Source organism: Pseudomonas sp. D47 (genome assembly GCF_045447305.1).
Lineage (GTDB): Bacteria > Pseudomonadota > Gammaproteobacteria > Pseudomonadales > Pseudomonadaceae > Aquipseudomonas.
On sequence record NZ_JBJGXU010000019.1, the window covers coordinates 52,377 to 72,524 of the forward strand.

The 20,148-nt window shown below is 59.8% G+C and carries 15 protein-coding genes and 4 tRNA genes; 2 read left to right on the plus strand and 17 right to left on the minus strand.

Annotation, left to right across the window (positions count from 1 at the left end; all coding sequences use genetic code 11):
• Window positions 1-124 precede the first annotated feature (124 nt).
• The 6 genes from ACI77I_RS15010 to leuC all read right to left on the minus strand — a co-directional run bounded on the left by ACI77I_RS15010 (window position 125) and on the right by leuC (window position 7,753).
• Window positions 125-1,135: an aspartate-semialdehyde dehydrogenase gene (locus ACI77I_RS15010; protein ID WP_406997854.1), complete on the minus strand. Its 1,011-nt coding sequence runs from the start codon at window positions 1,133-1,135 to the stop codon at window positions 125-127.
• Window positions 1,136-2,465: 1,330 nt separating this feature from the next.
• The gene (gene asd, locus ACI77I_RS15015) at window positions 2,466-3,578 is read right to left on the minus strand and encodes an aspartate-semialdehyde dehydrogenase (RefSeq protein ID WP_094953218.1); all 1,113 of its coding nucleotides are present in this window, start codon (window positions 3,576-3,578) and stop codon (window positions 2,466-2,468) included.
• Between the two features lie 64 nt (window positions 3,579-3,642).
• The gene (leuB, locus tag ACI77I_RS15020) at window positions 3,643-4,725 is read right to left on the minus strand and encodes a 3-isopropylmalate dehydrogenase (protein WP_406997855.1); all 1,083 of its coding nucleotides are present in this window, start codon (window positions 4,723-4,725) and stop codon (window positions 3,643-3,645) included.
• 52 nt (window positions 4,726-4,777) lie between these two features.
• Complete coding sequence (locus tag ACI77I_RS15025) at window positions 4,778-5,542, minus strand: class I SAM-dependent methyltransferase (RefSeq protein WP_094953215.1); 765 nt, start codon at window positions 5,540-5,542, stop codon at window positions 4,778-4,780.
• Window positions 5,543-5,679: 137 nt separating this feature from the next.
• Window positions 5,680-6,324: a 3-isopropylmalate dehydratase small subunit gene (leuD, locus tag ACI77I_RS15030; protein ID WP_094953214.1), complete on the minus strand. Its 645-nt coding sequence runs from the start codon at window positions 6,322-6,324 to the stop codon at window positions 5,680-5,682.
• Between the two features lie 10 nt (window positions 6,325-6,334).
• Complete coding sequence (leuC, locus tag ACI77I_RS15035) at window positions 6,335-7,753, minus strand: 3-isopropylmalate dehydratase large subunit (RefSeq protein WP_094953213.1); 1,419 nt, start codon at window positions 7,751-7,753, stop codon at window positions 6,335-6,337.
• Window positions 7,754-7,900: 147 nt separating this feature from the next.
• Here leuC and ACI77I_RS15040 point away from each other — a divergent pair, with 147 nt between their 5' ends.
• Window positions 7,901-8,791, plus strand: coding sequence for a LysR family transcriptional regulator (locus ACI77I_RS15040; protein ID WP_094953211.1), 891 nt, complete (start codon window positions 7,901-7,903; stop codon window positions 8,789-8,791).
• A gap of 66 nt (window positions 8,792-8,857) precedes the next feature.
• Window positions 8,858-12,136 (plus strand): EAL domain-containing protein, encoded by a 3,279-nt coding sequence (locus ACI77I_RS15045; RefSeq protein WP_406997856.1) that lies wholly within the window; start codon window positions 8,858-8,860, stop codon window positions 12,134-12,136.
• Between the two features lie 3 nt (window positions 12,137-12,139).
• Here ACI77I_RS15045 and ACI77I_RS15050 read toward each other — a convergent pair whose 3' ends face one another.
• The 11 genes from ACI77I_RS15050 to ACI77I_RS15100 all read right to left on the minus strand — a co-directional run bounded on the left by ACI77I_RS15050 (window position 12,140) and on the right by ACI77I_RS15100 (window position 20,105).
• Window positions 12,140-13,423, minus strand: coding sequence for a hypothetical protein (locus tag ACI77I_RS15050; protein WP_406997857.1), 1,284 nt, complete (start codon window positions 13,421-13,423; stop codon window positions 12,140-12,142).
• Window positions 13,424-13,532: 109 nt separating this feature from the next.
• Window positions 13,533-14,516: a hypothetical protein gene (locus tag ACI77I_RS15055; protein WP_406997858.1), complete on the minus strand. Its 984-nt coding sequence runs from the start codon at window positions 14,514-14,516 to the stop codon at window positions 13,533-13,535.
• A 76-nt stretch (window positions 14,517-14,592) separates the two neighbouring features.
• Window positions 14,593-16,164 carry a hypothetical protein gene (locus tag ACI77I_RS15060; protein WP_406997859.1) on the minus strand — a complete coding sequence of 524 codons (1,572 nt, stop codon included), beginning with the start codon at window positions 16,162-16,164 and terminating at the stop codon, window positions 14,593-14,595.
• Between the two features lie 373 nt (window positions 16,165-16,537).
• Window positions 16,538-17,497: a tRNA-dihydrouridine synthase gene (locus ACI77I_RS15065; protein WP_242151267.1), complete on the minus strand. Its 960-nt coding sequence runs from the start codon at window positions 17,495-17,497 to the stop codon at window positions 16,538-16,540.
• A gap of 55 nt (window positions 17,498-17,552) precedes the next feature.
• Window positions 17,553-17,987, minus strand: a complete 435-nt coding sequence (locus tag ACI77I_RS15070; protein ID WP_406997860.1) for an acyl-CoA thioesterase — start codon at window positions 17,985-17,987, stop codon at window positions 17,553-17,555.
• A 37-nt stretch (window positions 17,988-18,024) separates the two neighbouring features.
• Entirely contained in the window at window positions 18,025-18,858 is an 834-nt protein-coding gene (locus tag ACI77I_RS15075) for an alpha/beta hydrolase (RefSeq protein ID WP_406997861.1), read from the minus strand.
• 15 nt (window positions 18,859-18,873) lie between these two features.
• Window positions 18,874-19,413: a TetR/AcrR family transcriptional regulator gene (locus ACI77I_RS15080; RefSeq protein WP_094953198.1), complete on the minus strand. Its 540-nt coding sequence runs from the start codon at window positions 19,411-19,413 to the stop codon at window positions 18,874-18,876.
• 182 nt (window positions 19,414-19,595) lie between these two features.
• Window positions 19,596-19,671: transfer RNA gene (locus tag ACI77I_RS15085), tRNA-Glu, on the minus strand.
• Window positions 19,672-19,749: 78 nt separating this feature from the next.
• Window positions 19,750-19,825, minus strand: a tRNA-Ala gene (locus ACI77I_RS15090).
• Between the two features lie 50 nt (window positions 19,826-19,875).
• Window positions 19,876-19,951, minus strand: a tRNA-Glu gene (locus tag ACI77I_RS15095).
• A 78-nt stretch (window positions 19,952-20,029) separates the two neighbouring features.
• Window positions 20,030-20,105: transfer RNA gene (locus tag ACI77I_RS15100), tRNA-Ala, on the minus strand.
• Window positions 20,106-20,148: the final 43 nt, after the last annotated feature.

The window sequence follows — 20,148 nt, forward strand, 5'->3', positions numbered from 1 at the left end:
GAAGGTTGGTAACCGCTGCCATTAGGCATGGCGAGCCGATAGGTCACCGACGCGCTTCTGTTCCGCTTTGGACCAAGCATAGCGCTTGGTTAGAATCAATCTACAAATTGCCGCCAAGTATCTTTTACGCAAGGCTTTTTATCAACAACTGCGCCAGCTGCACCGCGTTGAGTGCCGCCCCCTTGCGTACGTTATCTGACGTCAGCCACAGATTTAGTTCCGCCGGGTCGTCCACGCCCGCACGCACCCGGCCGACGTAGACTACATCCTGGCCGACCGCATCCCCAACCGGCGTAGGGTAGTCGCCCTCTTCCACCAGCTCGATACCTGGCGCCGCCTCAAGTGCGCGGTTGACCGCCGTAAGGTCGACCGGCGCGCCCAACTGCAATGACACTGTCAGGCTATCGCCAAAAAACACCGGGGCTTGAACGCAAGTTGCGGAAATCTTTAGCAAAGGAGTTTCCAGCACTGCGCGCAGCTCGTGCACGAGACGTTTCTCCAGGGCTGTATGCCCCTGGGCGTCTGGCGTGCCGACTTGTGCCAGCAGGTTGAAGGCCATCTGCCGATCAAAGAACTTGGGCTCCAGCGGGCGTACGTTTAACAGTTCGGCGGTCTGCCGGGCCAGTTCACTGACAGCCTCGCGACCCTGGGCGGATACGGCCAGGTTGGCAGTGACGCTGACGCGTTGGATGTCCAGCAACCCGCGCAGCGGCGCGAGGACGACGGCCAGGTTGGTAGCGGATGGGCTTGGGCTGCCGAGTTGGAAGGGCTTTTTCAAACCGTTGAGGATATGCGCATTGGCTTCCGGCACCACTTGAGGCGCCTGATCGGCCGGCAAGGCGCCGGACAGGTCGATCACCGAGCAACCGGCAGCGATCGCGCGCGGGGCGAAACTCTGGGTTACCGCCGGGCCTGCCGCGAAGAAGGCCAACTGCGCTTTTTTGAAGTCGAACTCATCGACTTCCTTGACCCGCACGTTCTTGCCGCGAAACGGCACTGATGCACCGGCCGAGTTACTGCCCGCCAGCAGATACAGGGTGCCTACCGGGAAATCCAGTTCTTCGAGAATCTGCACCAGGGTTTCGCCAACGGTTCCGGTGGCGCCGATCACGGCGATTTCAAAGGTCTGGGTCATGGTGGCTGCCTCGGGCATTGCGGGGGGAGCGGCACTTTAACGGGTGGTTGGGAGTGAGGCAATTAACCTGGTTTTTGTGGTGGGGCTGATGACCTCATCGCGGCATAGGTATCTACGCAACTTTTTGTGTTGCGCTGAGCTTTTGACGGGGTTTTTAGGTAGATGTGAGTACATATCCGTTGCTGCGGTAACGGCTTCGTAGGGTTCCGCCCTTACGGCGGGTCACTTTTGGAAAAGAGCCCCAAAAGTAACCAAAAGGGCTCTTGCCCCACCACTCGGTGCCTCGCCTAGGCTCGGCATGCCCTCACTCCGGCTTGAATCCGTGGGCCGCCGCCATGGGCCATCCTTGGCCCATCGCGGCTAACCCGGCGTCCTGCCGGGTTACCCACGGATTCAAGCCTGCGTTCGGCCATCGTGGTTTAACGGGGCGCCTAAGATCAAGATCAAAAGCAAGAGCACGGCGGCCTAGTAGCCGACCTGAGTGGTAGAAGCAAAAGCAGGGCAGAAGCAGAGCAGAAGCAGAGCACCACCCTATCTAGCTGATGTAATGAGATCCCAATGTGGGAGCGGGCTTGCTCGCGAAGGCGGTGGGTCAGTTACACATGAGCTGGCTGACCCACCGCCTTCGCGAGCAAACCCGCTCCCACAATTTTGACCGAGTTCGACTGCCAGCACCGCAGTGCTCTGCTTTTCTGTGGGAGCTGGCTTGTCGGATCGCCGCACCGCTGCGATGCAGACACCTCGGTCCATCAAGTACACCGAGTTGATGCCATCGCAGGCAAGCCAGCTCCCACATTAGATTGAGTTCAGTTTCAGAGATCAGGTCGGCTGTCAGGCCGCCTCGGCTTTGCTTTTGATTTGCTTCAACCACTCAGGTCGGCTACTAGGCCGCCGTGCTCTTGCTTTTGATCTTGATCTTAGGCGCCCCGTTAAACCACGCTGGCCGAACGCAGGCTTTGGAGCGGGGGTGAGGGCACACCGAGCCTAAGCGAGGTGCCGAGTGGTGGGGCAAGAGCCCTTTTGGTTACTTTTGGCTGGGCCGGCATTCCGGGCTCTTTTCCAAAAGTGACCCGCTGTAAGAGCGGAACCCATAGCAGCCGTTACCCAAATAACGGATATGCACCCCGCGCCCCCGCAACAACCAAAGAATTCAACCCATAAAAAGATGTGTAGATACCTATGCTCATCGCGGGCCAGCCCGCCCCCTCCACACTTGAATGTATTCACAAATCAAAATGTGGGAGCGGGCTTGCCCGCGATGAGGGCCTCAAGGGCAACAAAAAACCCGCGCCTTTCACCAGTCGCGGGTTTTTCGTACAGCATTAAGCGATCAACGCTCCAGCAAAATCCGCAGCATACGACGCAGCGGTTCAGCCGCGCCCCACAGCAGTTGGTCACCAACAGTGAACGCGCCCAGGTACTGAGTCCCCATGTTCAGCTTACGCAGACGGCCGACCGGTACATTCAGGGTGCCGGTAACCTTGGTTGGGCTCAGCTCCTGCATGCTGATGTCACGGTTGTTCGGCACCAGTTTGACCCAAGGGTTGTGCTGGCTGATCAACCCTTCGATATCGGCGATCGGCACGTCTTTGTTCAGCTTGATGGTCAGCGCCTGGCTGTGGCAGCGCATGGCGCCGATGCGCACGCAAATGCCGTCCACCGGGATCGGGCTCTTGAAGCGACCGAGGATCTTGTTGGTCTCAGCCTGGGCCTTCCACTCTTCGCGGCTCTGGCCGTTCGGCAGCTCTTTGTCGATCCACGGGATCAGGCTACCGGCCAATGGCACGCCGAAGTTCTCGGTCGGGTAGGCATCGCTGCGCATGGCTTCGGCCACACGACGGTCGATGTCGAGGATCGCACTGGCAGGGTCCGCCAGTTGATCGGCAACGGCTGCGTGGGTCGCGCCCATCTGCTTGATCAGTTCACGCATGTTCTGCGCGCCGGCGCCGGAGGCCGCCTGATAGGTCATGGCGCTCATCCACTCGACCAGACCGGCTTCGAACAAGCCGCCCAGGCCCATCAGCATCAGGCTGACGGTGCAGTTGCCGCCCACGTAGTTCTTGGTGCCGGCGTCCAACTGTTGGTCGATGACCCTGCGGTTCACCGGGTCGAGGATGATCACCGCGTCGTCCTGCATGCGCAGGCTCGAGGCGGCGTCGATCCAGTAACCCTGCCAGCCGGCTTCACGCAGCTTGGGGAAGACTTCGCTGGTGTAGTCGCCACCCTGGCAGGTCAGAATCACGTCGAGGGTTTTCAGCTCTTCAATGCTGTAGGCGTCCTTGAGCGGAGCAATATCCTTGCCCACGGACGGCCCTTGGCCACCTACGTTCGAAGTGGTGAAAAACACCGGCTCAATAAGATCGAAATCCTGCTCTTCCAGCATCCGCTGCATGAGCACGGAACCGACCATACCGCGCCAACCGATCAGACCTACACGTTTCATCGCAACTACACCTTGTTAAAAAGTGGGCCGCCTTGCAGCAACAACTGCAAGCGGGCCGGAGAGATTACAGATTCCGCAGCGCGGCGACTACTGCGTCGCCCATTTCTTGCGTGCCGATTTTGGTGCAACCCTGTGACCAAATGTCACCGGTGCGCAAACCTTGATCCAGCACCAGGCTTACAGCCTTCTCGATGGCATCGGCCGCGTCACTCAGGTTGAAGCTGTAACGCAACATCATCGACACCGACAAAATCGTCGCCAACGGGTTGGCAATGCCATGCCCTGCGATGTCCGGCGCCGAACCGTGGCACGGCTCGTACATGCCTTTGTTGTGGGTGTCCAGGGACGCCGACGGCAGCATGCCGATAGAACCGGTGAGCATCGAGGCCTGGTCGGACAGGATGTCGCCGAACAGGTTATCGGTGACGATCACGTCGAACTGCTTGGGTGCACGCACCAGTTGCATGGCGGCGTTGTCGACGTACATGTGGCTTAGTTCGACGTCGGGGTAGTCCTTGGCGACTTCTTCGACGATTTCGCGCCACAGCTGGCTGGAGGCCAGTACGTTAGCTTTATCGACCGAGCAGACCTTTTTGCCGCGCACACGGGCCATGTCGAAACCGACACGGGCGATACGGCGGATTTCGCTCTCGCTGTACGGCAGCGTGTCGTAGGCCTGGCGCTCGCCATTCTCAAGCGTGCGCACGCCGCGTGGCGAGCCGAAGTAGATACCGCCGGTCAGTTCACGCACGATCAGGATGTCCAGGCCTGCAACCACTTCCGGCTTGAGGCTCGACGCATCGGCCAGTTGCGGATAGAGGATCGCCGGGCGCAGGTTGCCGAACAGGCCCAGTTGCGCACGGATCTTGAGCAGGCCGCGCTCAGGGCGGATGTCGCGTTCGATCTTGTCCCATTTCGGGCCGCCCACGGCGCCGAGCAGCACCGCGTCAGCCGCACGGGCGCGGTCCAGAGTCTCGTCGGCCAGCGGCACGCCGTGCTTGTCGATGGCGGCGCCGCCGATCACGTCGTGGCTCAATTCGAAGCCCAGGCTGTACTTGCTGTTGGCCAATTCCAGGACCTTGACCGCCTCGGCCATGATTTCCGGACCAATACCGTCGCCAGGAAGAATCAGAATCTGCTTGCTCATGCGTTCCTCATTTCATCAAGCGACCCGCCCGCAGGCAGGTCGGGAAAATTAATCAGCGTTCGGCAAAGACCACCAGCACGTCGGTGCTGAAGGTGCCGTCGGCTTGAATCTCGTAGTAATCGCGTACTTCCTGGCCCATCGCCTTTTGCAGCTCAAGGATTGCAGCACGCAATACCTCTGGCGTGCGCATGCGCTCGACCCACGAGGTGTATTCCAGGCGCAAACGCTGACGGCTGCTGTTGCGCACGTGCAGGCCGGCCTCGCTGAGCTGGCGCATCCACTCGCCGGCGGAATAATCGCGCACGTGGCTGGTGTCGCGCAGCACTTCGACGGTTTGCAGGTAAGTGTCCAACAGCGGGCTGCCCGGTGACAAGACATCCACAAACGCCGCCACACCGCCCGGCTTGAGTACCCGACGGACTTCACGCAGGGCCAGGCCCAGGTCGCTCCAGTGGTGGGCTGAGTAACGGCTGAACACGAAGTCGAACTCGCCATCGGCGAACGGCAAGCGTTCGGCGGCGCCGTGCACGGTGCGGATGTTGTCCAGCCCACGGTCTTTTGAAGCGGCCGCGACCACGTCGAGCATCTGCTGGGAAAGGTCGTAGGCCACCACTTCTTTCACCAGCGGTGCCACATGAAAACTCACATGCCCGGCACCGCAACCCAAATCCAGCAGGCGTGCCGCACCGGCCCCGGCCAGTTCGGCCTGCAGCAGCGCGAATTCGGTGCCTTGGGCGTGCACGGCACTGCTCAGGTAAGCCGAGGCTTGCTCGCCGAATTGTTTTTGCACGACTTGGGTGTGGGCGGTGTTGGTCATGGTGAGCTTCCTTGGGTTTTGTGGTGTTGGTACGGGCGCTATCGCAGGCAAGCCAGCTCCCACAGTTGACCGTGTTCACAGGTCAACATGTGGGAGCCGGGCTTGCCCGCGATGGGGCCCGCACGGCCTACCGCAAATCAGGCGTCGCGAAACAACCAAGGCTGGCTGGCCCGGTGCTTGGTTTCAAAGGCGGCAATCGCATCGCCGTCCTGCAAGGTCAGGCCGATATCGTCCAGGCCGTTGATCAGGCAGTGCTTACGGAACGCGTCGACTTCAAAGTGGTACACCTTGCCGTCCGGACGGGTCACCGTCTGCGCTGCCAGGTCAACCGTGAGCTGGTAGCCCACATCGGCTTCGACTTGTTTGAACAGCTCGTCCACTTCGGCGTCGCTCAAGATGATCGGCAGCAAGCCGTTCTTGAAGCTGTTGTTGAAGAAGATGTCGGCGTAGCTCGGCGCGATGATGCTGCGAAAGCCGTATTCTTCCAGGGCCCACGGCGCGTGCTCACGGCTGGAGCCGCAGCCGAAGTTTTCCCGGGCCAGCAACACGCTGGCGCCTTGGTAACGCTCGGCGTTGAGCACAAAATCCTTGTTCAACGGGCGCTTGGAGTTGTCCTGGTAGGCGTAGCCCACGTCCAGGTAGCGCCACTCGTCGAAGAGGTTTGGGCCGAAACCGGTGCGCTTGATCGACTTCAAGAACTGCTTGGGGATGATCTGGTCGGTGTCGACGTTGGCACGGTCCAACGGCGCGACTAAACCTGTGTGTTGGGTAAAAGCTCTCATCGGGTTTTCCTCAGATCAATTCGCGAACGTCGATGAAACGACCGTTGACGGCAGCGGCAGCGGCCATGGCCGGGCTGACCAAGTGGGTACGCCCACCGGCGCCCTGACGCCCTTCGAAGTTACGGTTGGAGGTGGACGCGCAATGCTCGCCCGACTCCAAACGGTCCGGGTTCATCGCCAGGCACATGGAGCAGCCCGGCTCGCGCCATTCAAAACCGGCTTCGAGGAAGATCTTGTCCAGGCCTTCGGCTTCGGCTTGAGCTTTGACCAACCCCGAACCTGGCACCACGATGGCTTGCTTAATGGTCGAGGCGACTTTGCGGCCCTTGGCGATCACCGCCGCAGCGCGCAAGTCTTCAATCCGCGAGTTGGTGCAGGAACCGATAAACACGCGATCCAACTGGATGTCGGTAATCGCCTGATTGGCTTTCAAGCCCATGTATTTCAAGGCGCGCTCGATGGAGCCACGCTTGACCAGGTCGGCTTCTTTGGCCGGGTCCGGCACGTTTTGATCAACGGCCAGAACCATCTCGGGCGAGGTGCCCCAACTGACTTGCGGCTTGATCTGGGCAGCGTCGAGCTCGACCACGGTGTCAAACACCGCATCGGCGTCGGAGACCAAGTCTTTCCAGGCTTCGACGGCGGTATCCCAATCGGCGCCTTTCGGCGCGAATGGACGGCCCTTGACGTATTCAACGGTCTTTTCGTCCGCTGCTACCATGCCTACGCGGGCACCGGCTTCGATGGACATATTGCAGATGGTCATGCGGCCTTCAATAGACAGGTCGCGAATCGCGCTCCCGGCGAACTCGATGGCATGGCCGTTACCGCCGGCGGTGCCGATCTTGCCGATCACGGCGAGCACGATGTCTTTGGCGGTCACGCCGAAGGGCAGTTGGCCTTCGACCAACACCAACATGTTCTTCATCTTTTTGGCGACCAGGCACTGGGTGGCGAACACATGCTCCACCTCGGAAGTGCCGATGCCATGGGCCAAGGCGCCGAACGCACCATGGGTGGAGGTGTGGGAGTCGCCGCAGACCACGGTCATGCCCGGCAAGGTCGCGCCCTGCTCCGGGCCGATCACGTGAACGATGCCTTGACGCACGTCATTCATCTTGAATTCGGTGATGCCATATTCATCGCAATAGTCGTCGAGGGTCTGCACCTGAAGGCGCGACACGGTGTCGACGATCGCGTCGATGCCGCCTTTACGCTCAGGCGTGGTCGGCACGTTGTGGTCCGGGGTGGCGATGATGGAGTCGACGCGCCAAGGCTTGCGCCCGGCCAGTCGCAGGCCTTCGAACGCTTGGGGCGAGGTCACTTCATGGATGATGTGACGGTCGATGTAGATCAGCGACGAGCCATCGTCGCGCCGTTTCACTTCATGGGAATCCCAAAGCTTGTCGTAAAGCGTTTTGCCGGCCATCAGTCGGTCCTCATCATCGGTCTTTCTATGCCCCGGGTCTTGAGCAATTCAATAACCCTTTGGCTTGTGAGGCTGATGGTATGGCGCTACATTAAATAACTCAAATTCATATTTTTTATGCTTTGGATTACCAACTGGAATACCACCATGGACTTGGCCAACCTCAATGCCTTTATTGCCATCGCCGAGACCGGCAGCTTCTCCGGTGCAGGTGAACGCCTGCACCTGACACAACCGGCCATCAGCAAGCGCATTGCCGGGCTGGAACAACAATTAAAGGTACGTTTATTCGACCGTCTGGGCCGTGAAGTCGGCCTGACCGAGGCCGGGCGCGCCCTGCTGCCACGTGCGTATCAGATCCTCAATGTGCTGGACGACACCCGCCGCGCCCTCACCAACCTGAGCGGCGAAGTCAGCGGTCGCCTGACATTGGCCACCAGCCATCACATCGGCCTGCATCGCCTGCCGCCGATCCTGCGCGCCTTTACGCGCGAGTACCCCAATGTGGCGCTGGATATTCAGTTCCTCGACTCGGAAGTGGCCTACGAGGAAATCCTCCACGGCCGCGCCGAAGTGGCGGTGATCACCTTGGCGCCCGACCCGCACAACCTGGTCCGTGCCACGCCGGTGTGGGACGACCCGCTGGATTTCGTGGTCGCGCCGGAACACAGCTTGACCGGCAATGGCACGGTCAACTTGGCCGATATTGCCAAGCACCCGGCGGTGTTCCCGGGCGGCAATACCTTTACCCACCATATTGTCAGGCGCTTGTTCGAAGCCCAGGGCCTGACGCCGAACATCGCGATGAGCACTAACTACTTGGAAACTATAAAAATGATGGTATCCATCGGCCTGGCCTGGAGCGTGTTGCCGCGCACCATGCTCGATGATCAGGTGGCAAGTATCGCTTTGCCGGGCATACAACTCAGTCGCCAGCTAGGCTATATCGTGCACACCGAAAGGACGCTGTCGAACGCTGCGCGGGCTTTCATGAGCCTACTGGATGCACAGGTCGATCTGCCAGCGATACCGGCATGAAGCTGTGCGGCCTCAAGGTCTGATTAAAGCCGCGCCGAACGCCCATTGAGCCAAGGCCCATTGATAATGCGCAACCCCGTCGATTCCGTGCCACCCCTGCCCCGTATTTACGCCTTGGACCCTCAAGAGGCGGAACAAAGCTGGGACAGCGCCCCGCAATTGCTGGCAGCCCTCAATGCTGCCCGCCTGGGCGCGTGGTGGTGGGAAATCGATACCGGGCGGATAAGTTGGTCACGCGGCACCCAAGCGCTGTTCGGTTTCGACCCCCGCCAACCTTTACCCACTGACCTGGACTACCTGGACCTGCTGGCACCGTCAGATCGTGCGCGAGTGGTGCGGGCCTTTCACGCCGTGCTGGCGGGCGAGCCGTTCGAGCAAGCCACGCACCACCACATCCAATGGCCGGACGGCAGCCATCATTGGCTGGAAATCAATGGCAGCCTGGCGCCGGACAAGACCGGTCGGCGCCGCATGATCGGGGTGATCCGCGAAACCACCCGCCAGCGCGAGCGCGAGCACGCCCTCAGCCACTCGGAAAAACGCTTCGCCACGTTGTTTCACCTGTGCCCCAATATGGTTCTACTGACGCGCCAATCTGATGGCCGGATCAGCGAAGCCAACCAGTATTTCGAGATGCTCTTCGGCTGGCCAGTGGCCGATGTCATCGGCCGCACCACCCTGGACCTCGGGCTGTGGCGCGACCCCGAACAGCGCGCGCTGCTGGTCAAGGCCACCCAGCGCAAGGGCGAGCCGATCACCATGGAGGTGCAGTTCTGCGCCAGTAACGGCCAGATTCACGATGGCACCCTCAGCGCGCAGAAAGTCGAGTTGGAGGGCGAGGCCTACCTGATCAGCACGTTCCTCGACACCACCGAACGTAAAAACGCCGAGCAAGCCTTGAAAGACAGCCAGGAACGCCTCGACCTGGCCCTGAACTCGGCGCAACTGGGCACCTGGGACTGGCACATCCCCACGGGCATGCTCTACGGCTCGGCCCGCGCCGCCCAACTGCATGGCCTGCCGCCGGAGCAATTCCACGAATCCTTCGACGCGTTTTTTGAGGGCATGTCCGATGAAGACCGCGAGGGCATGCGCAACGCCTATCGCAGCTTGCGTGAAGGCTCGGACGGTAACTACCAGTTGACCTACCGCGTGCTGACGGAATGCGGCAGCCCTCGCTACCTGGAAAGCCGCGCGCGCCTGTATCGTGACGAAGCCGGCAAACCTCTGCGCATGGCCGGCACCTTGCTCGACATCACCGACCAAGTGGAACGCGAACAGCGGATCACCGCGTCCGAAGAGAAATTCGCCAGCCTGTTCCAGGCCAGCCCCGACCCCATCTGCGTCACCTGCCTGGACGGCGGCACCTTTATCGAAATCAACCCGGCCTTTACCCAGACCTTTGGCTGGAGCGCCGCCGAGGTCATCAACAAGAGCGCCGAGCAGATCGGTTTATGGGACGACTCCAGCAAACGCCTGCAACGTATCGAACAGGTGATTCGCGAGCAGGCACTGAGCAACGTGGCCATCGTGGCGCGTCACAAAAACGGCCAGAGCCTGACCTGCATGATCTCTAGCCGCTTGATCAAGGTCGGCGACCAGCCATGCATCGTCACCACGCTTCGCGACATCACCCAACAGCAGCGCTCGGAGGCCGCGCTGAAGGCCAGTGAAGAGAAATTCGCCAAGGCCTTCCACTCCAGCCCCGACGCCATTTCTATCACCGAGCGCGACACCGGCCGATATGTGGAGGTCAACGACGGCTTCTGCCGCCTGACCGGTTATCGCGCCGAAGAGGCCATCGGCCTGACGCTGTACCAGATCGGCATCTGGGCCGATGAAAACCAGCGCGCCGCGCTGTTGGCCGAGCTGCAGATCAAGGGCCGCATTCATCACTTGGAAATGCTCTGGCACAACAAACGCGGCGAGTTGTTGGCCGTGGAGGTCTCGGTAGAGCCGATTACGCTGAATGAAACGCCGTGCCTGCTGCTGACCGCGCGAGACGTGAGCCTGCTGAAAAACGCCCAGGCGCAGATTCGCCACCTGGCTTATCACGACCCGTTGACCAACCTGCCCAACCGCGCCTTGCTGATGGACCGCCTGAGCCAGCAAATCGCCCTGCTCAAACGCCATAACCTGCGCGGCGCCCTGTTGTTTCTCGACCTCGACCATTTCAAGCACATCAACGACTCCCTCGGCCATCCGGTGGGCGACACCGTGCTGAAAATCGTCACCGCGCGCCTGGAAGCCAGCGTGCGCATGGAGGACACGGTGGCGCGCCTGGGTGGCGATGAGTTTGTGGTGCTACTTAGCGGCCTGGACGGTACGCGGGCGCAAGTCAGCGCCCAGGTGCAGGAACTGGCCGACACCCTGCGCGAATTGCTCTCGGAACCGATGTTTCTCGATGGCCAACGCTTGCAGGTCACGCCGAGCATTGGCGTGGCGCTGATCCCGGACCATGGCTCCACCCCGGCGGACCTGCTCAAACGCGCCGACATTGCGCTCTATCGGGCCAAGGACTCGGGGCGTAACACCACGCAGATGTTTCACAACAGCATGCAAAAAACCGCCAGCGAGCGCCTGCGCATGGAGACCGACCTGCGCCTGGCGCTGTCGCGCGGTGAGTTCAGCGTGCATTACCAACCCCAGGTGGATGCGCGTGGCAACCGTATCATCGGCGCCGAAGCCTTGGTGCGCTGGCAGCACCCGCAACTGGGCGCGCAGTCACCCACGGAATTTATCAAGGTGCTGGAGGACAGCGGCCTGATCCTGGAAGTCGGCACCTGGATTCTTGATGAAGCGTGCGGCGCATTCGCGCAGTTGATCGCCGAGGGCCTGGTGGACCCACTGAATTTCAGCTTGTGCGTGAATATCAGCCCCAGGCAGTTCCGCCAGAGCGACTTCGTGGAACGGGTGGAACACAGCCTCACACACCATAAGCTGCCCTATAACTTGCTGAAACTGGAGATCACCGAAGGCATTGTGATCCAGAACCTGGACGAAACCGTGGCTAAGATGCGCCGCCTTAAAAAGCTCGGCGTGAGTTTTGCTATGGATGATTTCGGCACCGGCTACTCGTCGCTGACCTACCTCAAGCGCCTGCCGGTGGATGCGCTGAAAATCGACCAGTCCTTTGTGCGCGATGCAACCCACGACCCCAACGACGCCGAAATCATCCGCGCCATTGTGGCCATGGCCCACAGTTTGAACCTGGAAGTGATTGCCGAAGGCGTGGAAACCCCGGAACAACTGGCGTTCCTGCAGAAGCTGGGCTGCCATTTGTACCAGGGCTATTTGCACAGTCGGCCACTGTCGATCGAGGGGTTCAGGCGCTTGCTGGGGTAAGCGTCACACCAGTTTCAATACGTGAAACCCAGTGTTCATCCAGTGCGATGACGCCAAGTCCTGCTTTTGCCCATAGTAATCAAGCGACCCGTTGACCACTGCGACTGAGTGTACGTTGTCCCCCAGCGTGCCAATCGCCCCCCTGACCAGCTCATCGAGCGTGCTGTTACGTATATAGCCAAACAACCCCAGCCGCCGAAGCGCCTCCCCTGGGGCCTCGCCGTCATTGAGGGTATCCAACGCCTTCGCAAAACTCTCCCCGGCGCGAAAGTCGTTGTTTTCCATCTGCGCACGTTTGGCACTGACCGCGTACAAGAAGATGGCGTAATTGAGCAGCTTAGGACTACTGCCATGGAAGTTCGACGCGGCGGCAGCTTGGTTCATTTCCTCATGGGTCACCTGCAGCCTGAAGGAATCCCTCATGACCACCTCAAAGCCGTCCGGGGTGACCTGAATGCGCTCGAAGATTCCCTTGGGATCCTGCCAGAACCGAATGATGGCGGCCTTGATCGCCGATACCGTAACGCAATTGTCTTTCTCGCCTTGATAAAAACCATCCCAGATCTGCGCGGGCGACATGCCGGAAACGATATCGTTGACCCGTCTGGCGTCGTCGGCAGGGCTCGGCTTGTCATCAAACAAGACATACCCGTAACCCCGATCCGCCTTACGTTGTTCGCCGTACTCATGCCTCACACCCTCCACAACCAACGCAGAGCCAAAGTTATGTGTTTCCAGGACGCCCGCCCCTCCCTTGGCCGCCATGTCACTCGACGAAACGTATTGAGAAAGGCCGTACATCCCCATGCCCTGCAGGCACCGCTGGGTGGTCTCACCCTCCAGCGTCTTTGCCAGCGCCGCTGCAAATGTCGGGTACCCCCCTATAAGTTGCTTGCGCTTTACAAAGGCCGCAAACACAAAGTTGGCGTCCTTTACCGCACCGGCATCGTTTCCATTGAAGCGTGAGGCTTGCGTGGCCTGCTCCAGTTCCTGGTGAGACAGCTGAACCTTGAACTCGTCCTTCATGGTGATGTGATACCCATCACCGACGGCGGTCAGCGTTTTGAACATGCCTGCCGGATGTTGACCCAAGGTTTGCATCATCAGCTTGATGACGGCCTCGTGGGTGCTGCTGTCAAAGTTCTCACCAAATTGCCTTTGCCCCGAGTTGAATGCCCGCGTGACATCCGCGGGCTTTTCCCCTACTTGCTTTGACGAAAACACCGAAGCCACGTAGCCCTGCCCTTTGGCGGGCGCGCCTGGATAATTACTTACTGGGATATTCATTCACTGGTTTCCTGAGACTTTACAAAGCAATAACCTGCAAAAAAAAGCCGGGCCGCGGTGAAGTGAGTCGCGCCAAAACTGCATCGCCTATGGCCCAACCCGTCGACCACTAGACAAGCGCTATCGCTTGCCCCCAAACCGGCGCCGAGCCCGGGCGCCCCCATAACTCTTCACGACCGTTGATAACCGCCACCGAATGCCTCCTGCGATTGCACATGCCCACTTGTCCACGGGCGAGATCTCTTACAGGGACGGTTCTCATGTGCTGACGCAACCCCAGTCGTAGAAACCCCTCCCCCGGCCCGTCTTCATCCTCACCATCATTCAGGCTGCGAATCGCAGCCTGATAACTCCTGCCTGCCGTGTGATCGTTGTTTTCCATCTGCGCGCGCTTGGCACTGACCGCAAATAGAAAGTGCGCATCCTTGAGCATCTCGTGGTCTCGCCCGATGAATTTCGAGCTCCGTGCAGCTTCGGCCAATTCGCTATCAGTCAAGGTGAGCTGAAAGCCATCGCGCATTACCACTCGGTAACCATCGCCCACCCTGGTCACTTGCTTGTAGATATCTGTGGGGCTTTGACCAAATCGATACATCGCCGCCTTGATCGCAGATACCGTCACGCAATTGCCATCAGGGCCCTGGCGGAATCCACTCCAGATATTGTCCGGCTTCGCGCCGCCTTGTTTGCTTGAAAGTCCCGGGATGTTGGCTGCGACGCTGGGCGTGTTGTTGGGCACTACGGGTTCGGTCACAACCAGCGGCGGAGTAACCTGCGGTGAGGGTGTGGGAGCAGGTATGACAGGCACTGGTGTAGCTTGCTTATCCGATACCAAACTGAGTAGCCGAGTAAAAAAGGAAGTAAGCAGAGCCGCCAGCGAATGAGCTGCGCCTGAGACATTGGCGACCGCCAGCGTGCTCTCCGGTACGCCGAGGAAGGGATCACGAAAATGCGGAGCAGCTTCTTTCATGAAGAGTTTTAGTTGAGGCTCTAGTTCATTACTGGGCGGACGCGAATCAATGTTTATTACCCGCCTTACATCGACGACAGGCGCAATATTATTAATTGAACAACCAGACATATGTTCCCCCATCAGCAGGCACTTCCTCGCGGGTCATAGCCGAAGAAGTACCTGCACTACTCAAGAAGTTAAAACAGAGTCGACACTATCAGCGCCTGAAATTCGGCCTGAATTTTGGCTGCCAATGGCTTAGATCAAAATGATCTTCCGCGGGGCCTGGGCTGGTGGGGGCTTCAGGCGATGGCCGTGGATTTACAACCGTAAGAGGGGTCGCGGCTGGTGGGTGGGTCTTGTCCGTAGGCGTCTGGATCAGCGGCGCGCTTGGGCGCTCGGTCTTGTCCTTAGGCGTCTGGATCAGCGGCGCGCCTGGGCGCTCGGTCTTGTCCGTAGCCGTCTGGATCAGCGGCGCGCTTGGGCGCTCGGTCTTGTCCGTAGCCGTCTGGATCAGCGGCGCGCTTGGGTGCTCGGTCTTGGCCTTAGGCGTCTGGATCAGCGGCGCGCTTGGGTGCTCGGTCTTGTCCTTAGCCGTCTGGATCAGCGGCGCGCTTGGGTGCTCGGTCTTGTCCTTAGCCGTCTGGATCAGCGGCGCGCTTGGGTGCTCGGTCTTGTCCTTAGCCGTCTGGGCCGGCGGCTGGCTTGGGAGTTCGGCCTTATCCTTAGGCGTCTGGGCCGGCGGCTGGCTTGGGAGTTCGGCCTTGCCCCTAGGCGTGATAGTGGTCGTCACGATTGGCGGGTGGTCCGTCCCGTGCGCAGGCGTAACGGTGGTCGAAACCTCAGGCTTGGGCCTTGGACCGTTATCCGACAACGCCTTCGCATCAGGACAGTGGCAAGAATTGACGTTAACGTTCAAATGGACGTTTGTCCTGGCATCATTGGTTACGGTGACATCAGGGCTCGGTGCTGGCGGGTAGGATGTCGTCAAGTGCTGCGTGCGTGCATCCGGCACATTCGTACGCTTACCTGCTGGAGGATTCACCGGTGCGTCCGCCTGCTTATCGGCATCCGCTTTCACCAGTACAATCGCCTTCTTGCCGGCTTCAGGATTCAACGGCAAATCCGTCTTCTTGCCCGCTTCAGGATTCAACGGCAAATCCGTCTTCTTGCCGGCTTCAGCATTCACCGGCACATTCGCCTTCTTGCCCGCTTCAGGATTCAACGGCAAATCCGTCTTCTTGCCGGCTTCAGCATTCACCGGCACATTCGCCTGCTTGCCCGCTTCAGGATTCAACGGCAAATCCGTCTTCTTGCCGGCTTCAGCATTCACCGGCACATTCGCCTGCTTGCCTGCTTCAGCATTCAACGGCACATTTGCCTGCTTACCTGTTTCAGAATTCCCCAGTAACCTGCCCGCACCCGGCATATTCGTCTGCCTGACTGCATCAGCATTCGCCGGCAAACCGAGCACCTGCGGCTTACCGTTCGGCAATTGACCTGACCCGGTCAAAGTGTCGGGCGTCAGGTTTTTCCCGTAAACCATCTCCCGCATGGCTTTGAAGACCATTTCAAGCATGTCAAACAACTTGGTGAGCGCTGCGCCAGGGATCATGACTTCATTGGGCGAGAACCGTGAACTGTCATTGTGCAGTGGTGTGATGTTGGCATTTGAACTCGGGGCCTGGGTGTTATCTCCCCCGCCAACTTTAGAGGCCGAGACAGCGTTCCGATCGAGAGAAGGGACATCAATCTTTACAAGCGACGGGTTATTAACCGATAGAGACATTAGTAGTTCCTTATTCAACAAAGCCCGACCGTATTAACGGATCAGAACATCAATAGTTTATTCGCTGGAAACAACAGCGCTGCTTCACAGTCCTGACATAGGTGGAAAGTTAGGCTATCGAGTTCCGAAATTCGGCGTTCATATAAGGAAACCAATGGGCATTATCAGACTTTGCCCCATGGACTTTTCTGACAAGGCCGCGATTTAAGCCGCTCTTGACGACGAGGAAGCGTCACACGCGTTAATACACTGAAAAAGCGCAACTAAACGACAATAATAAAACACCTATTCGCCAAACTTTTGTGCTAACTCGCGAGCGAAAAAAAGGGCGCCAGTGGCGCCCTTTTCAGGTGAAATAAGAAAACTTAACGCCTCAGACCGCGATGGGGTGCGGCATGCCGAGCAGACGGCTGACCTGCTCCAACTCGGTTTCCCGGCGCATCGCGGTAAACAGCTCCACCGCCTCGGGGTAATTGCGCGTCAGCATCGCCAACCACTGCTTCAAACGGCCCGGCGCCTGCTTTTCCGTCAGTTGCGCCACCGATTGGCGCCAGAACTCGTGGAGCATCGGCTGCATCTGCGCCCAAGTCATTTCCACCACCTCTTCGCCCGCCCGCGCCGCCGCGATCTGCCGCGCCAGGTCAGGGCGTGCCACCAGACCACGGCCGAGCATGATGTCTTCGACGCCACTGATTTCACGGCAGCGCCTCCAGTCTTCGACGCTCCAGATATCGCCATTGGCGAATACCGGCACCTTAACCACGTCCTGCACCCGTGGGATCCACTCCCAATGCGCCGGCGGCTTGTAGCCATCGGCCTTGGTGCGCGCATGCACCACGATGTGCGCTGCGCCGCCTTCGGCCAGGGCCGTGGCGCACACCAGCGCACCGTCGGGGCTATCGAAGCCCAGGCGCATCTTGGCGGTCACCGGGATATGCGCCGGGACGGCACGCCGCACATGCTCGACGATCTGGTTAAGCAGCTCCGGTTCCTTGAGCAATACTGCGCCGCCACGGGACTTGTTGACGGTCTTGGCCGGGCAACCGAAGTTGAGGTCGATCACTTGTGACCCCAACTCACAAGCCAGCGCGGCGTTTTCCGCCAGGCACACCGGGTCGGAGCCCAGCAACTGCACGCGCAGCGGCACGCCCGCTGCGGTATGGGCACCGTGCAGCAGTTCCGGGGCGAGCTTGTGGAAATAGGCAGGGGTGAGCAGGCGGTCGTTGACGCGAATGAACTCGGTCACGCACCAGTCAATACCGCCCACGCGGGTCAGCACATCGCGCAGGATGTTGTCGACCAACCCCTCCATGGGCGCCAAAGCAATTTGCATGGAAAACACTCAACAAAAATCGTGGCGCAGTTTACTGGGTTTCCCACAGTAAACGTTAACCCCCCGTCAGCGCAGGGCCATAGCCGTCGAGAAATTCGGCCGGCATACGCTTGGGCTTACCCGTGGACAGCTCGATGCAGACAAAAGTAGTTTGCGCGCGCAGCAATGTCGCGCCGTCGCGAGGGCGTACCAACTGGAAGCGACGCGTCATTTTCAAACGCTGATCCCAGTCGACGATCCAGGTGGCCAGTTGCAACTCATCGCCCTCGTAACCCGCCGCCAGGTAGTCGATCTCATGGCGAACGACGGCCATGGCGCGGTCGAGGCGGCGGTACTCGGCAAGGTCCAACCCCAGGCGCTGAGAATGGCGCCAGGCGCAACGCTCCAACCAGGACACGTACACCGCGTTATTGGCGTGCCCCAGGCCGTCGATGTTTTCAGCGCCGACCTGCAGGTCGATGATAAACGGCGTTGCCAAATCCCAGCCCATGCCTTGCTCCCGTCGCTTAATGTCGACGGGAAGTGTATCAGGCGGTCTGCCGCTCCTGTAAACGGCGGCCCGCCAGCAGCGCCAACACGGCATCGATCACCCGAGGGTCAGCCAGGACTCGTTGGTGGCCACCCTGCTCCAAGCGCAGCAGGCGGCTGTCGAACCAAGCGTCATGGATGGCTTGCGAGGCCTTGACCGGAACGAAGGTGTCGTCTTCGGCGTGCACGATCAGGCCGGGGATATTCATCTGGTAGTGCGCCACATCCAAGTGCTTAAGCGGGATACCAAGGGTCAACTCGACCTCTTGGATGAACGCCGAGCGCGCCCGTGGCGGCAAACCGACCATGCCGGCAAAACCACGCAGCACATCGAGGACGCGCGACGGCGCGGCAATACTCACCAAGGCCTCGGTACGCAGCCCCAGTTGCAGCGCCAGCATCGCACTGGCGCCGCCCATGGAATGCCCCACCACCGCGCGCAACGACGGCAGCTCAGCGGCGGCTTCGAGCATAGCGCGTGCGAACAGCAGCACATGTGCTTCACGCCCCGGCGAACGACCATGAGCCGGGCCATCCAAGGCAATCACTGAATAACCGTTATCCACCAACGCTGTAATCAGGCTGGCGAACTGCGTGGGACGCCCTTCCCAGCCGTGCATCAGCAGCACCGCAGGGCCTTGGCCCCAACGCAACGCCGACAACCCAAAGCGCAGGGTGATGCGCTCCGATTGCGCCAGCGACGACAGCTCCCACTCACGCAGCGGCAGGTTACGAGGCGTCATGAAGGTACCGCGCAACTTGTTGGCCACCATGCGCGGCGCCAAGCGGCCGACGGTGCCATTAAAGCCACGGATCCAGGTTAATGCGCCCATCATGCGCCTCCTTTTTCAGCGCACCGCCGACTTGGCAGCACGCAATACACGGTCGGACAACTCACACGGCCCAAGGGCGCGGGCCAAGGCTAGGCCACCGATCATCAACGCCATGTCGGCCAGGGCCTTGTCGGTGTCTTCGGGGCTGGCAGCCAACTGGGCAGCCATCAACTCCGTATGCTCGTTGAGTGCCTGGCGAAACTCATCCGGCAGGCGGCTCATCTCGCCCACAGTGGCCGGTATCGGGCAGGCTTGATCCGTAGAGTCACGGTGCTTGCGCGACAGGTAAAACGCCGCCACCAGGCCTCTGCGCTCCTCACCGGTCAGTTGCGCGTCCATGTCGTCGACGGACGCGCGCCGCCGAGCCAATAATTGGGTGAAGGCCTCCAGCATCAACGCGTCCTTGCTTTCAAAGTGCGCGTAGAAACCACCGACCGTAAGCCCTGCCGCGCCCATGACTTCGCCGACACTCGGCTCGGCCGGGCCGCGCTGGATCAACGCCGCGCTGGCGGCCCGCAAAATGCGTTCGCGGGTTTGCGCTTTTTTATCGCTCATGGTTGCCTCCGTCTCTCATGGGTTGAATATTATTACCATAATAATATTTAGCAAGCGACAGGCATGACCACTGGTCAGGACAGAAAATTGGAATTGAGGAGAGGATTGGCCAAACGCCAGACAAACAAAAGGGCCATTCAATAATTGAATGACCCTTAAAAATCCCGCAGAGCGGGTAATCGTGGCGTCCCCTAGGGGACTCGAACCCCTGTTACCGCCGTGAAAGGGCGGTGTCCTAGGCCACTAGACGAAGGGGACACAAACCTTCTATACACTGACCAGGCTGAGACTGGTCGATCCAAGGACGGTGTGGCCGGAACCTTGAACCTGTAAAATTGGTGGAGCTAAACGGGATCGAACCGTTGACCTCTTGCATGCCATGCAAGCGCTCTCCCAGCTGAGCTATAGCCCCAGATTTTTCGTCTCGCGACGCAGCAGACCTTTCGAGCTGCTTGTTGAAACTGGCGTCCCCTAGGGGACTCGAACCCCTGTTACCGCCGTGAAAGGGCGGTGTCCTAGGCCACTAGACGAAGGGGACAAAACCTTCTGTACAACCGATCAGAGCTGAGACCTGATCAATTCAAGGACGGTGTGGCCAGACCTTGAACCTGTAAATTGGTGGAGCTAAACGGGATCGAACCGTTGACCTCTTGCATGCCATGCAAGCGCTCTCCCAGCTGAGCTATAGCCCCTCATCGGTGAGGACGGGGCGAATCTTAATGGCGGTTTGAAAGG